This window comes from Roseovarius sp., from assembly GCF_040219995.1.
Classification (GTDB): Bacteria; Pseudomonadota; Alphaproteobacteria; order Rhodobacterales; family Rhodobacteraceae; genus Roseovarius.
Window position 1 is genome coordinate 67,082 of sequence record NZ_JAVJUC010000017.1, and the last position, 13,350, is coordinate 80,431.

Sequence of the window (13,350 nt, forward strand, 5' to 3'; positions counted from 1 at the left end):
CTCGCGGTTGTGATGTGTCTGCTGGCCCTGCCCGGGGCTGCAAGCCCGATCCGGATCAAGGATCTGGTGGAATTCGACGGGGTGCGGGGCAATGACCTGGTGGGTTATGGCCTTGTCGTGGGGCTGAACGGCACTGGGGACGGTCTGCGGAATGCGCCGTTCACAGAGGAAATCATGTCGAACATCCTGGAGCGACTGGGCATCAACGTCTCGGGAGAGCAGTTTCGGCCCAAGAACGTGGCGGCCGTTTTCGTCACTGCCGAGCTTCCGTCCTTTGCGCGCGCTGGAGGGCAGATCGACGTGACGGTGTCGGCCATCGGGGATGCCAAGAGCCTGCTGGGCGGGACATTGATCATGACGCCGTTGAATGCGGCGGATGGGCAGATCTATGCTGTGGCACAGGGCACAATCATTGCCGGGGGTGTCGCTGCCGAGGGCGAGGCGGGCGGTGTCGTCCAGGGCGTGCCGACGGCGGGCACCATTCCGGCGGGTGCACGTGTCGAGCGCGAGATCGATTTCGATTTTGCGGCGCTGGACAACATACGCCTTGCCCTGCGCGAGCCGGATTTCACAACCGCCGCGCGCATCGAGCGGGTGATCAACGGGGCCGTGGGACGCAGCGTGGCGGTGATGCTCGATTCGGGCACCGTGCGGCTCGATATCGGGCGGATGGACGCGCGTTCGCCTGCGCATGCACTGGGCCGTATCGAAAACCTGATGGTCGAGCCGGAGCGCAGGGCCCGGGTGGTGGTCGATCAACGCTCGGGCACGATCGTGATGGGGCAGGATGTGCGGATCTCACGGGTGGCCGTGTCACAGGGCAACCTGACCCTGCGCATTCAGGAAACCCCGCTGGCGGTGCAGCCCAACCCGTTTGCGCGCGGCGAAACCGTGGTCGTGCCCCGCACGCAGGCGGATATCGAGGAGGAGCCGGGTATCGGGCTGGCGGAGGTGCCGCCGGGAACGTCGCTGTCGGAGGTGATCGCGGGCCTGAATGCGCTTGGCGTCGCGCCGCGCGACATGATCGACATTCTCAAGAGCATCAAGGCGGCAGGCGCACTGCATGCCGAATTCGTGGTGCGCTAGTTCGTGGTACCCCTGACTGTGCGGCGTCACACGATCACGTCGAGCGCCTCTTGCTTGCCGACGCCGAACACGCGGCGATAGCGCGCGATCTCATCCGCCGGGCCCATCGCCTTGCGCGGGTTGTCGGACAGTTTTACGGTGGGTCGGCCATTGGCCGACACCGCCTTGCAGACAAGAGAGAACGGTGCGAGCACATCACCGTCGGTCAACCCTCGAAAATCGTTGGTGAGCAACGTGCCCCAGCCGAAGGAGGTGCGCACGCGGCCGGCGAACTGCGCCTGCAACTCGATGATCTTGTCGACGTCGAGCCCGTCGGAGAAGATCACCATCTTCTGGCGCGGGTCTTCGCCACGGTCCTGCCACCAGCGGATCGCGGTTTCGGCCCCGGCCTCGGGCGCGCCGGAATCGACGCGGATACCGGTCCAGCCCGCCAGCCAATCGGGGGCGTTTTCGAGAAACCCCTTGGTGCCGTAGGTGTCGGGCAGGATGATGCGCAGGTTGCCGTCATGTTCCTCGTGCCAGTCCGAGAGCACGTCATAAGGGGCCTGCGCGAGGGCCGTATCGTCGGGCGCGAGGGCCGCGTAGACCATCGGCAGTTCATGGGCGTTGGTGCCGATCGCCTCGAGATCGCGGTTCTTGGCGATCAGGCAATTGGAGGTGCCGACGAAGCGTTCGCCCAGCCCTTCGCGCATGGCCTGAACGCACCAGTCCTGCCACAGGAATGAATGCCGCCGCCGCGTGCCGAAATCGGCGATTCGCAGCCCGTCGATGGGGCGCAGCCGTTCGACCTTTTCCCAGAGCTTGGTCATCGCGCGGGCATAGAGTACCTGAAGCTCGAATTTCTTCATGTGACCCAGCACGGCGCGGGCGCGCAGTTCCATCAGCACGGCGAGCGCGGGAATTTCCCAGAGCATGACCTCGGGCCATTTGCCCTCGAAGGTCAGCTCATATTGGCCGTCGCGCACCTCGAGGTGGTAGGGCGGCAGGGTCAGCCCTTCGAACCACTCCATGAATTCGGGGGTGAACATCTGACGCTTGCCGTAGAACGTGTTGCCGCGCAGCCAGGTGCTCTCGCCGCGCGACAGCGACAGTGAGCGGATGTGATCGAGTTGCTCGCGCAACTCGCCCTCGTCCACCAGTTCGGCAAGCCGGACCGATGTGGTGCGGTTGATAAGCGAGAAGGTGACATCCGTCTCGGGCCGGTTGCGAAACACCGACTGGCACATCAGCAGCTTGTAGAAATCGGTGTCGATCAGGGACCGAACGATGGGGTCCATCTTCCAGCGGTGATTGTAGACGCGGGTTGCGATGTCGACCATGATGCGGCCTCCGACAGGGGTATCGCGGAGGTTAAAGCAAAGGGGGGAGGACTGTGCAAGGCGGAACGCTCAGCCAGGTTGCCCGAGGGCGGTCACGAGCCGGGACCAGTCGCGCGCCCAGGGGGCGGTGCCGCTTTCGGTCAGCCGGATCATCCAGAGCGCCATGTCGAGCGCGGGCAGCGTGTCACTGAGGCCGATCAGCCGCCCGCTTGCCAGATCGTCGCGCGCCATACCTTCGGGGAGCCAGGCCACGCCGATGCCGCGCCGCGCATATTCATGCGCGGCGAGGGTGAGCGCGGTTTCCGCGCGGCGGCGCAGCACGCGGGGCGCAGGGATGCGCGGCAGGATCGCGCGTGCCATGACCTGGCCGAGAAATACGTCGCCGGGATAGGCGATATAGGGCAGGTCGGGGCCCTGCATCAGCCGCGGGGTCGCCACCGGCAACAGGCGTTCGACCCCGAGCGAGACCCGGTCGAAGGCGCGGCCAAGGGTGAGGGGGGCGACCTCGGGCGCGGCATAGACCACCGCGAGATCGGCCTCGCCCGAGAGAAGGCGGAGCAGACATTCCTCGCGATTGTCCGAGCGTACGCGCACCGGGCGGCCACCCTGCGCGGTCAGAATGCTGACGATGGCCGGGGAGTGGGTGGTGGTGATCGCGTGCTGACAGGCCAGTGTCAGGCCGCGCGCGTCCGAGGTGTGCGCCAGCGTTTCGCGCAGGGTGCGCAGTTGCGTGGCGAGGCTGCGCATCTCGGGGATTTGTGCCGCGACCTCGGGCAGCAGAGTGACGGGTTTGCGGCTGCGGTCGAGGAGCGGCGTGCCGAGCGCCTCTTCGATGGCGCGCAGGCGGCGGGTGAAGGCGGATTGGCTGACATGGCGCATCTCGGCCGCGCGGGCGAGTGACCCAGTGTCGGCCACCGCCAGAAGATCGTCGAGCCAATCGAGCCGCATGTTGCATACCTTGCATTATCTTTGGCGATATTAGCATTGGACGGCATGATTGTCGCGTCCTACCCTGCGCGAAACGCATGTTTGATGGAGGACCTCAAATGCATCTCGCCCGCTACCCCCGCCGTTTTATCGCGCATCTGCCGACCCCGCTGGAGCGGCTGGACCGGCTGACCAAGGAATTGAACGGCCCCGAAATCTGGATCAAGCGGGATGATTGCACCGGTCTTTCGACGGGCGGCAACAAGACCCGCAAGCTGGAATTCCTGATGGCCGAGGCGGAATTGCAGGGCGCAGACATGGTGATGACCCAAGGCGCCACGCAATCCAACCACGCCCGTCAGACGGCGGCCTTTGCGGCCAAGCTGGGGCTGGATTGCCATATCCTGCTGGAGGACCGGACCGGCTCGAACAATGCCAATTACAACAATAACGGCAACGTTCTGCTGGACCACATGCACGGCGCCACGACCGAGAAACGGCCCGGCGGCGGTGACATGAATGCAGAGATGGAAAAGGTCGCCGACAAGTTCCGTGCCGAGGGGCGCAATGTTTATACCATCCCCGGCGGCGGATCGAACCCCACGGGTGCGCTTGGCTATGTCAATTGTGCCTTCGAGATGCTGGCGCAGTTCAATGATCGCGCGCTCAAGATCGACCATATCGTGCATGCGACCGGCAGTGCTGGCACGCAGGCGGGGCTGATCACCGGGCTCAAGGCGATGAACGCGCAAATTCCGCTGTTGGGGATCGGGGTGCGCGCGCCCAAGCCGAAGCAGGAGGAAAACGTCTATAACCTCGCTTGCGCGACGGCGGAAAAGCTGGGCTGTGCCGGTGTCGTGGCGCGCGAGGACGTGGTCGCCAATACCGATTACGTGGGTGAAGGCTATGGCATCCCGACCGAGAGCGGCATCGAGGCGATTCAGATGTTCGCGGAACTGGAGGCGATCCTGCTGGATCCGGTCTATTCGGCCAAGGGGGCGGCGGGCTTTGTCGATCTTATCCGCAAGGGCCATTTCAAGAAGGGCGAGCGGGTCGTGTTCCTGCATACCGGCGGGTCGGTGGCGCTCTTTGGCTATGACAGCGCCTTTGATTTCGCGTCCCGCTGGACGAGTTGAGCGGCATCACGCACTGACCAACGGCAAAGCCCCGCAGCGATGCGGGGTTTTCCATGTCCGACATATCCGGTAAAGCGCAGGCTGACCCAAGTTTCGCAGTCGGAAGAGCACGCATGAAATTCACATTGTCCTGGCTGAAAGACCACCTCGAGACCACGGCCTCGGTGGCGGAGATCGCGGAGACCCTGACCGATCTGGGGCTGGAGGTGGAAAGCATTTCCGACCCCGCCGCGCGGCTGGGGGATTTCACCATCGGCAAGGTGATCAGTGCCGAAAAGCACCCCGATGCCGACAAGTTGCGGGTGTGTCAGGTGGCGACCGATGCGGGCGAGACGCAGATCATCTGCGGTGCGCCCAATGCGCGCGAGGGGATCACCGTGGTGATCGCCAAGCCGGGTGTCTACGTGCCGGGCATCGACACGACCATCGGCGTGGGCAAGATCCGCGGGATCGAGAGCCACGGCATGATGTGCTCGGAGCGCGAGATGGAGCTGTCGGAGGAGCACGACGGCATCATCGAACTGCCCTCGGGTGAGGTGGGTGAGCGGTTTGTCGATTGGCTGGCGGGGCATGACCCGGCCAAGGTCGATCCGGTGATCGAGATCGCGATCACGCCGAACCGCCCCGATGCGCTTGGGGTGCGGGGCATCGCGCTTGACCTGGCGGCGCGGGGGCTGGGCACGATGAAGCCCGCACCGACGGCGGATATCGAGGGGCAGTTCGCCTGCCCGATCAAGGTGACGATCGACGAGGATACGGCGACGGGGGGCTGCGAAGTTTTTGGCGGGCGTCTTATTCGCGACGTGCAGAACGGGCCGTCGCCCGCGTGGCTGCAGGACCGGCTGCGTGCCATCGGGCTGCGCCCGATCTCGGCCCTGGTCGATATCACCAATTTCTTCACCTATGACCGCAATCGTCCGCTGCATGTGTTCGACGCCGACAAGGTGACGGGCGATCTGCGGGTGCATCGCACCAAGGGCGGCGAGATGCTGACCGGGCTGGATGAGAAGGACTACACCTTCGGCCCCGGGCAAGTGGTGATTTCCGGCGAGACCGGTATCGAGAGCATCGGCGGGATCATGGGCGGCCTTGCGACGGGCTGCACCGAGGAGACGGTGAACGTGTTTCTCGAGGCGGCGGTCTGGGACCATATCCAGATCGCAACGACGGGCCGCGCGCTCAAGATCAATTCCGACGCGCGCTATCGCAACGAGCGCGGGATCGACCCGGCGTTCAACATGGAGGCGCTGGATCTTGCGACGCAGATGATCCTCGATCTGTGTGGCGGTATGCCGTCGAACCGTGTCATGGCGGGCAAGGTGCCGGATGTGAGCCGTGCCTACAAGCTTGATCCGGCGCGGGTGCAATCGCTGGTCGGTATGGATATCCCCGAAAGCGAGCAGCGTCAGACGCTGACGGCGCTCGGCTTCAAGCTCGAGGGGAACATGGCGCATGTGCCAAGCTGGCGGCCCGATATCCTGGGTGAGGCCGATCTGGTCGAGGAAGTGGCGCGGATTGCCTCGCTGACCAAGCTCAAGGGGCGGCCTATGGCGCGAGTCGATGCCGGTGTGCCCAAGCCGATCCTGAGCCCGATGCAGAAGCGCGAACAGATCGCGCGGCGCAGCATGGCGGCGCTCGGTTATAACGAATGCGTCACCTACAGCTTTATCGACCATGGCTCGGCCACGCTCTTTGGCGGCGGCGATGAGGCCACGATGCTGGCCAATCCGATCAGTTCGGAGATGAGCCATATGCGGCCCGACCTGTTGCCGGGCCTCTTGCAGGCCGCGGCGCGCAATCAGGCGCGCGGGATCATGGATCTGGCGCTCTTCGAGGTCGGTCATGCGTTCCAGGGCGGCGAGCCGGGCGAGCAGCACTTGCAGGTCTGCGGCGTGCTGATCGGACGGAGCGGGCCCAAGGATGTGCATGGCACCTCGCGCGCCGTCGATCTCTACGACGCCAAGGCGGATGCCGAGGCGGTGCTGGCGGCGATCGGTGCGCCAGCCAAGGCGCAGATCCTGCGCGGCGCGCCGGAGTGGTGGCATCCGGGGCGGCATGGCATGGTCTGCCTTGGCCCCAAGAAGGTGATGGCCGTCTTTGGTGAATTGCACCCCAAGGTGCTGCGCGCGATGGATGTGAAGGGGCCGGCGGTGGCCTTTACCCTTTGGCCTGCCGAGATCCCGCTGCCGCGCAAATCCTCGGCCACGCGCGGGGCGATGGCGATCAGCGATCTGCAGGCGGTGGAGCGCGATTTCGCCTTCGTCGTCGATCAGGAGGTCGAGGCGCTGACGCTGGTCAATGCGGCGGCGGGGGCCGACAAGGCGTTGATCGAGGATGTGCGCATTTTCGACGAGTTCATCGGCGGCAGTCTGGGCGAGGGCAAGAAATCGCTGGCGATGACCGTGCGGTTGCAGCCGCGTGACACGACCCTGAAAGAGGCCGATATCGAGGCGGTTTCGGGCAAGATCATCGAGAAGGTCACCAAGGCCACGGGCGGCACGCTGCGCGGATAGCGGCCAAGCCGTGACCAGACCAACGACGGCGAGAGAGGTGACTATGCTTAGAATTTTCCTGTCCGTCGTTATCAGCATTCTTGTCTCGGCAGTGCAGGCGACTGCATGGTGCACTCAGCCCGTTCAAGACGGCAGTCCTAAGGGTGTCGAGGTCGAACAATTCTGGAGGATGGCCAAGGAGGTTCTGACCATCCCAAGTTATCCGCAGTTGATCATCAAGCCTGCAAACAGACAACGCCTCCACACGATAAAAGCAGACCGCTTTGAACCATTGGTCGCTGATTATCCATCTGCATGGCTTTGGTCCTATCGAGATCACTATCGTCGCAATGACGGGACTGTATGGGGCGTCGGAGGAGGCAATACTGTTCACATTCTGAAGTCGGGCGAGTCTGATTTTACTACGACGGATATTAGCGGGTTTCTGACCCACGAATATGATCCGAAACGCGAGAAATTACTCTTGCTGTATGAAGATCGCGGGCTTCTGGAATGGGATGGCGAGAGGCTTTTGCCATCATCACTCGCGGGAGAGCCGCTTGGTCTTAATGATCGCTTGCCGCGCTATATTCCGCATCTCGACATCTACATCGCGGGACGTGATCGGACACTATACATCATATCTGGATCGCCGCCCTATCGCTGGAATAAGCTGGACCTTGGTTGGAATCGCGCGTCGCGCGACGTATGGGACGTGCAAGCATCGGATTTCCGCGCCACGAAGGATACGCAGCTAGTTGTGTTCTCCCATAACAAGAATCGCTACGTTTACGACAGGTCACGAAAAACCAAACTTGAACTCCTCTATGAAATTCCTTCTCAGGGACTTCTGATTGTGCCGTCTTATGGTCGGATGCTGCTTTTTCGCGGTCCGGAACGCTGGAGTTATCTTACGCGGGACGGGCTGGTTAGGGTTGATCCCGCATCACAGGCAGTGCCCTTACCGGAGAGCGGCATCCCTCTTGAGCTAGGTCCGGCCTCCGCGCGTGCCAAAGGCAAATTGCCTCCGCTTGTGCGCAGCGGAACGGGCATCTACTATTTTGACGGTCGCACATTCTATGAGGTCCCGCATGAGACGCGGTCGGCGCTCATGGACATGTCGGCCGATTGGTATCTGCTGGGTAACCGGGTGTTTGCGGTGACAGAACAGGGCTTCTATCGCCTCGAGGCCGACTTGACGACGACCCGGCTAATCGTCTTTGATGACCTTCCCAGGTATATGATTGACGACCCTGTCGAAAGTGCGATTTTCGGCGGGACGTTCCTGCATGGCAGAGACCGAGGCCTGTGGCACATTGTGGGAGAGAACGTCACAAAGATTCCGGTAGTGGGTTCAATGCGGACGAACAGGTATCTTTCCGACATTCCCGGAACGCAAACGGGGCTGCTGCTCAACGAGACCGGATTGCATCTGCTCGCCAGAGACTGCAAGGACATCGAATAAGCAGCAGGATGCTGCGCGAAGACTGTGACGTGCTCAAATCCCAACTGTGCAAAAGGAGCAAACGATGCTGAATGTCTATCTGTCAGGCGAGATACACACCGATTGGCGGGAGCAGATCATTGCGGGGGCGGAGGGGCTCGAGGTGTCCTACTCGGCCCCTGTGACGGATCACGCGGCGAGCGACGATTGCGGTGTTACGATCCTGGGCGAGGAGACCGACAAGTATTGGCACGACCACAAGGGCGCGATGGTCAATGCGATCCGTACGCGCAAGGGGATTGCCGATGCCGATATCGTGGTGGTTCGCTTTGGTGACAAGTACAAGCAGTGGAACGCGGCATTCGATGCGGGCTTCGCGTCTGCCTTGGGCAAGTCGCTGATCATCCTGCAGCCGCCCGAGCACGACCACGCGCTCAAGGAGGTGGATGCCGCCGCCCTCGCCGTGGCGCGCGAGCCGGGGCAGGTGGTGGATATCCTGCGCTACGTGTTGGACGGAACGCTGCCCGCCTAGCTGCGCACCACGTAGACCGAACATTCGGCATGGGTCACCACGTGGCTCGCGGTGGTGCCGAGCAGGTAATCCTGTACCTTGGGATTGGCGGATTCCATCACGATCAGGTCGACATTGCGCTCATCGGCAAGCTTGACGATCTGGCGATGGACCGCGCCCTTGCGCACGATCAGTTCCATATCGACCCCCTCGGCAGGGTGAGCGGCCACGAACTTCCTGAGCTCCTCGCCCCAATAGACATCGGAATTGTAGATGTTCATGTTGCGCTCGATCTCAGGGGCGACGGTGGCGATGATGAGCTTGGCCCCGCGCCGCTGCGCCATTTCGACGGCCTCTTCATAGGCGTTGTAATCGACCTTGAGATGCCGGAGGTTGACGGGGCAGAGGATGAGGCGGGTCGTGCGAGGCATGGGGCACCTGTCTTTGCGGGGTGGGCCAGAGCGCATCGCCTAAACGATTCGCAGTCTCATGATGCCATCTATGCGGCAGTTTGGGGGCCGGTTGCGAAACAGGTGGCGGAAAAATCCCCAGAAGCGTGTGAATTTGGCCCGAATTTGCCGGTATTGCTACATGTAGCCGCGCACAAGGCTGTCGGCGATCAGGGTCCAGCCATCGGCGATAACGAAAAAGGCCAGTTTGAACGGCAATGACACGATGGCGGGCGGGACCATCATCATGCCCATCGACATCAGGATCGCAGCGATCACGAGGTCGATGATCAGGAACGGCAGGAAGATCAGGAACCCGATCTGGAAGGCGCGGGCGATTTCCGAGAGCATGAAGCTGGGGATCAGCACCGAGAGCGGAGCCTCTGGCCCGGTGGCGATTTGTGCCGCGTCGGGGCGCAGGGCGGCCATGGCGGCGAAGGTCTCGGGATCGAGCCGGTTGGACATGAAGCCACGGAACGGCGTGATCGCGCGGCTCAGGGCCTGATCGAGAGGCAGGGTCTCTTGGATCAGGGGGCTGATACCGTTAGTCCAGGCGTCGGTAAAGACCGGCTCCATCACGAAATAGGTGAGAAAGAGCGCGAGGCTGACGATCAGCATGTTGGGCGGGGATTGTTGCAGGCCGATGCCCTGGCGCAGGATGGACAGGACTGTCACGATGAAGGGAAAGCAGGTGATCATGATGGCGATGCCCGGGGCAAGGCTGAGCACCGTGATGAGCGTGATCAACTGGATCGTGCGTGTGGTGATCGATCCGCCGTCGCCGAGTGAGATCGAAATGTCCTGCGCTGCGGTACCGCCTGCCAGCAGGATCAGCGGGATCGCGAGCGCGAGTGCCGCTTTCATGCGAGCCCGTCTTGCAGATTGGCGACCTCGGTCAGGCGCACGGCGAGTTGACCGGCCTGTTCGCCCTCCATCTCTTCGAGTTGGCCGCGCGCGATGAGACGCTCGCCGATATAGAGTTCGACCGCGTCATCGACACGCCGGTCGAGCGGCAGGACCGCATCCTTGCCCAGCCGGAGCAGGTCGCGAATCAGTGGGCGAGCCTTGCCGACCGAGATCGTGATCTCTATCGGGACGGAAGAAAACGGGTTGGACAGATCCGGCGTCGCCGAAGGTTGTGGTGCTGCTGTTGTGTCGGTCATGCGATTGCCTTTCTGTTCTCTTCGAAGAAGCCCGAGACCGCCTGTTCAATCGCATCGAGCACTGATTTCAGGTCGATCTTTTCCTCGGTGTCGCCAAAGCGCAGGTAAAGCTGGCCCTGCGCCAGGGTGTCTTCCTGGCGCAGGGCGATCTGCATCTCGGGCAGAGCCTCGGTCAGGATCTCCATGCGCGTCATGTCGTCAGGTGCGGTCACGATCTCGAACGTCTGTTGGCCATGCTCCTTGACCCGCTCGCGCAGCAACTCGGCCAATCGTGGCGCAAGGGTTTCCTGACTGAGAGTTGGCAGCACGGCGGCGATCATCTGTTCGAGAAGCGGGTGCAGGGATTGCAGCACGGCCGCATAGGCCTCTTCGTAGGTGAAGGTCAGATCCTGCAGGTTCTGGGCGAGATCGGCGGTGACATTGCGCTGATCTTCGGCCTGGGATTTCGCCGCATCGTCCCAGCCCGCCTGATAGCCCTTCTCGAATGAGGCGAGACGCTCTTCCTCGAGCGAGATATCGGTGATCGAGACCGGCGTGCCGCGCAGCGTGCCGCCGAAATCCTCCAGAAGGTGGGTGATGGACATCAGGCTTTCTCCTCCTCGCCTTCGAGCCAACTGCGCAGGATTTCCACGGTTTCTTCCTGTCGGTGCCCGATCATGTTGCGCAGGCGTCCGACCGGGTCTTCGTCCGTGTGCCCGATCACCTGGGCGCGGTTCGCGGCGGCGTTGTCATCGCCGGAAACCAATGAGAGCGTGCTCGAGTCGAAGTCGCCGTCGTCGATTTCTCCGGTCAGTGGAGCGCGGTCCGTGGCATCGGGTGTCTTTTCGACACGAGCAGATGCATCGATTTGCGGGGCAGGCAGGGGCAGTGGGCGTGCGAGGATCGGGCGCAGCACGAACAGCCCGAGGATCAGCGCGACCACGGCGAGAACTGCGGCCTGCACCAGCGACATGGTGTCGATCGCGAGCCGGTCCAGAAGACCGGGTGCGGCGAGCGTGCCCGAAGGCTCTTGCTGCTCGAATTGCATGGTCTTGATGGTCAGGACATCACCACGCTCGGGATTGAGGCCGACAGCCGAGGCCACGAGCTCGCGTAGGGCGTCGAGTTCATCTTGCGGGCGCGGTGTGAAGGTCGGCCCGTCGGTGGCGTCGGGCGTGGAAATGCCGTTCACCAGAACCGCGACGCTGAGCCGCTTGATCGCTCCGGGGCCTTGGGTGATCTCGCGCTCGGTGGTCGAGACCTCGTAGTTCACGAGCTCGCGGGTTTCGTTGTTCTGACTGGAAGAGGTGTTGTCTGTCGCCGCGTCGCCATCGGGGAGGTTGGACGCCACGGTGACGCCACCGCCCTGATCCGAGGAGGTGTTGGTCGTCTCCTCGCTATCGGTGCTGATCGCGACACGGCTCTCGGGATCGAAGCGTCGCTCACGAATCGCCTCGCTGCGGGTTACCGCCTCGAGCGCGACCTCGACCACGGCATTGCCGCGCCCCACCCGCGCCTCTAGCAGGCGTTCGGCCCGGTCGCGCAAGGCGGTGGCACGGTCATCGGGCGCGTTTGCCGGGGCTTCTTCCACGCCGATCAACCCGCCTGCGGCGTCGATCACCGAGACGTCCTCGGGGGTGAGCCCGGCCACGGCGGAGGCGACGAGAAAGCGCAGCGCACGGGCGTGTTTGGGGGTAATTCCGCCCGATTGGGCCGTGATAGAGACCGATGCGGATTGACGGATGTCGCGTTGAAACGGGTTCGAGCCGGTCGAGGCGAGATGGACGCGCGCACTGCTGATGGCGGGATGCGCCAGAATGGTGCGCGCAAGCTCGCCCTCCTTGGCGCGCCAATAGGCGGCATCGAACATCTGCGACGTGGTGCCGAAGCCCGAGAGCCCGTCGAGAATTTCATATCCCCGGGAGGAGGAGGTCGGCAGCCCCTCGCCCGCGAGGGTCATGCGCAGCGCGTCGCGCTGTGTCGAATCGACGAAAATCGATGTGCCGCGCACCTCGTGGGCGACACCGCGCTGTTCGAGGGCTGCAACCACCTCGCCCGCCGCGCCGTTTTCGAGCCCGGCATAGAGCAGGGACAGGCTTGGTTCCGACGCCATCCGGCCAAGCGCCAGAACGGCCCAGAACATGGCCAGCGTCGCCATGCCCACGATCACGCGGCGGCGCATGTCCAGTGATTGCCAGAGGGTCACGATCTGCTGCAATTCTTTGCCTCCTGATCTGCGGCGTTCTGCCGTTCGATGTGCTCATCTTTCGCTGATCAGACTTAACAATCGGTTAGTTTCTGTCGGTCATATTGGCGTTGTCGCAAGTCGAGGATGACAGCATGGCGGATGCCGAAGAGATTGAAAAAAATGCACAGGAAACGCCCAAGCGGTCGAAGCTGCCCTTGATCCTCGGGCTGGTTCTGGGGCTGGCAGGCGGCGGTGGTGGATTCTATGCCGCCTTTGCCGGGCTGTTGCCGTTTGGCATGCCGCAGACGGGCGCCCATGCCGAGGCGGCTTCGGCACCTGTCGCCGATTTCAGCGAAGTCGTCTTTGTTCCCGTGGAACCGCTGGTGATCTCGCTCGCCGAGGGCGGGCAGACGCGGCATCTGCGGTTTCGGGCCGAGCTTGAGGTCGGGCGCGCGCATGAAGGCCGCGTGACGCAAATCATGCCGCGCGTGGTTGATGTGCTCAATACCTACCTGCGCGCGCTCAGTATCGCCGATCTGGAAGAAAGCACCGCTTTGGTGCGGCTGCGCGCGCAAATGTTGCGCCGGGTGCAGATCGTGACTGGAGAGGGGCGGATCAACGATCTGTTGATCATGGAATTCGTGTTGAACTGAAGG

Annotated in this window: 13 protein-coding genes; 6 read left to right on the plus strand and 7 right to left on the minus strand. The window is 63.1% G+C overall.

Features of this window, described 5'->3' with window-relative positions; genetic code table 11:
- Positions 1-12: 12 nt before the first annotated feature.
- Positions 13-1,086 carry a flagellar basal body P-ring protein FlgI gene (locus tag RID11_RS10130; protein WP_350138482.1) on the plus strand — a complete coding sequence of 358 codons (1,074 nt, stop codon included), beginning with the start codon at positions 13-15 and terminating at the stop codon, positions 1,084-1,086.
- A gap of 26 nt (positions 1,087-1,112) precedes the next feature.
- Here the strand turns inward: RID11_RS10130 and pncB are convergent, their stop codons facing one another.
- Both pncB and RID11_RS10140 read right to left on the minus strand, forming a co-directional pair.
- Positions 1,113-2,405 (minus strand): nicotinate phosphoribosyltransferase, encoded by a 1,293-nt coding sequence (gene pncB / locus RID11_RS10135; protein WP_350138485.1) that lies wholly within the window; start codon positions 2,403-2,405, stop codon positions 1,113-1,115.
- A 69-nt stretch (positions 2,406-2,474) separates the two neighbouring features.
- Entirely contained in the window at positions 2,475-3,353 is an 879-nt protein-coding gene (locus RID11_RS10140; RefSeq protein ID WP_350138487.1) for a LysR family transcriptional regulator, read from the minus strand.
- Between the two features lie 98 nt (positions 3,354-3,451).
- Here RID11_RS10140 and cuyA point away from each other — a divergent pair, with 98 nt between their 5' ends.
- The 4 genes from cuyA (at position 3,452) to RID11_RS10160 (ending at position 8,936) form a co-directional block, all read left to right on the plus strand.
- Entirely contained in the window at positions 3,452-4,468 is a 1,017-nt protein-coding gene (cuyA, locus tag RID11_RS10145; RefSeq protein WP_297769438.1) for a D-cysteate sulfo-lyase, read from the plus strand.
- Positions 4,469-4,581: 113 nt separating this feature from the next.
- Entirely contained in the window at positions 4,582-6,981 is a 2,400-nt protein-coding gene (gene pheT, locus RID11_RS10150; protein WP_350138490.1) for a phenylalanine--tRNA ligase subunit beta, read from the plus strand.
- A gap of 43 nt (positions 6,982-7,024) precedes the next feature.
- Positions 7,025-8,425 carry a hypothetical protein gene (locus RID11_RS10155; protein WP_350138493.1) on the plus strand — a complete coding sequence of 467 codons (1,401 nt, stop codon included), beginning with the start codon at positions 7,025-7,027 and terminating at the stop codon, positions 8,423-8,425.
- A 64-nt stretch (positions 8,426-8,489) separates the two neighbouring features.
- Positions 8,490-8,936, plus strand: coding sequence for a YtoQ family protein (locus RID11_RS10160; RefSeq protein WP_350138496.1), 447 nt, complete (start codon positions 8,490-8,492; stop codon positions 8,934-8,936).
- Here the strand turns inward: RID11_RS10160 and RID11_RS10165 are convergent.
- The 5 genes from RID11_RS10165 to fliF all read right to left on the minus strand — a co-directional run bounded on the left by RID11_RS10165 (position 8,933) and on the right by fliF (position 12,724).
- Positions 8,933-9,346 (minus strand): universal stress protein, encoded by a 414-nt coding sequence (locus RID11_RS10165; protein WP_350138499.1) that lies wholly within the window; start codon positions 9,344-9,346, stop codon positions 8,933-8,935. The two genes, RID11_RS10160 and RID11_RS10165, sit on opposite strands and share 4 nt — an antisense overlap.
- Positions 9,347-9,502: 156 nt before the next feature.
- Positions 9,503-10,228 carry a flagellar type III secretion system pore protein FliP gene (fliP, locus tag RID11_RS10170; RefSeq protein WP_350138501.1) on the minus strand — a complete coding sequence of 242 codons (726 nt, stop codon included), beginning with the start codon at positions 10,226-10,228 and terminating at the stop codon, positions 9,503-9,505.
- Positions 10,225-10,527 carry a FliM/FliN family flagellar motor switch protein gene (locus RID11_RS10175; RefSeq protein WP_350138504.1) on the minus strand — a complete coding sequence of 101 codons (303 nt, stop codon included), beginning with the start codon at positions 10,525-10,527 and terminating at the stop codon, positions 10,225-10,227. Before RID11_RS10175 ends, fliP begins: the two co-directional genes overlap by 4 nt.
- On the minus strand, positions 10,524-11,111 hold the full coding sequence (locus RID11_RS10180) for a FliH/SctL family protein (RefSeq protein WP_350138507.1): 588 nt from the start codon (positions 11,109-11,111) through the stop codon (positions 10,524-10,526). The genes RID11_RS10175 and RID11_RS10180 overlap by 4 nt, the downstream gene beginning before the upstream one ends.
- Positions 11,111-12,724 (minus strand): flagellar basal-body MS-ring/collar protein FliF, encoded by a 1,614-nt coding sequence (gene fliF / locus RID11_RS10185; RefSeq protein WP_350138510.1) that lies wholly within the window; start codon positions 12,722-12,724, stop codon positions 11,111-11,113. The genes RID11_RS10180 and fliF overlap by 1 nt, the downstream gene beginning before the upstream one ends.
- A 122-nt stretch (positions 12,725-12,846) precedes the next feature.
- Here fliF and RID11_RS10190 point away from each other — a divergent pair, with 122 nt between their 5' ends.
- The gene (locus RID11_RS10190; RefSeq protein WP_350138513.1) at positions 12,847-13,347 is read left to right on the plus strand and encodes a flagellar basal body-associated FliL family protein; all 501 of its coding nucleotides are present in this window, start codon (positions 12,847-12,849) and stop codon (positions 13,345-13,347) included.
- Positions 13,348-13,350: the final 3 nt, after the last annotated feature.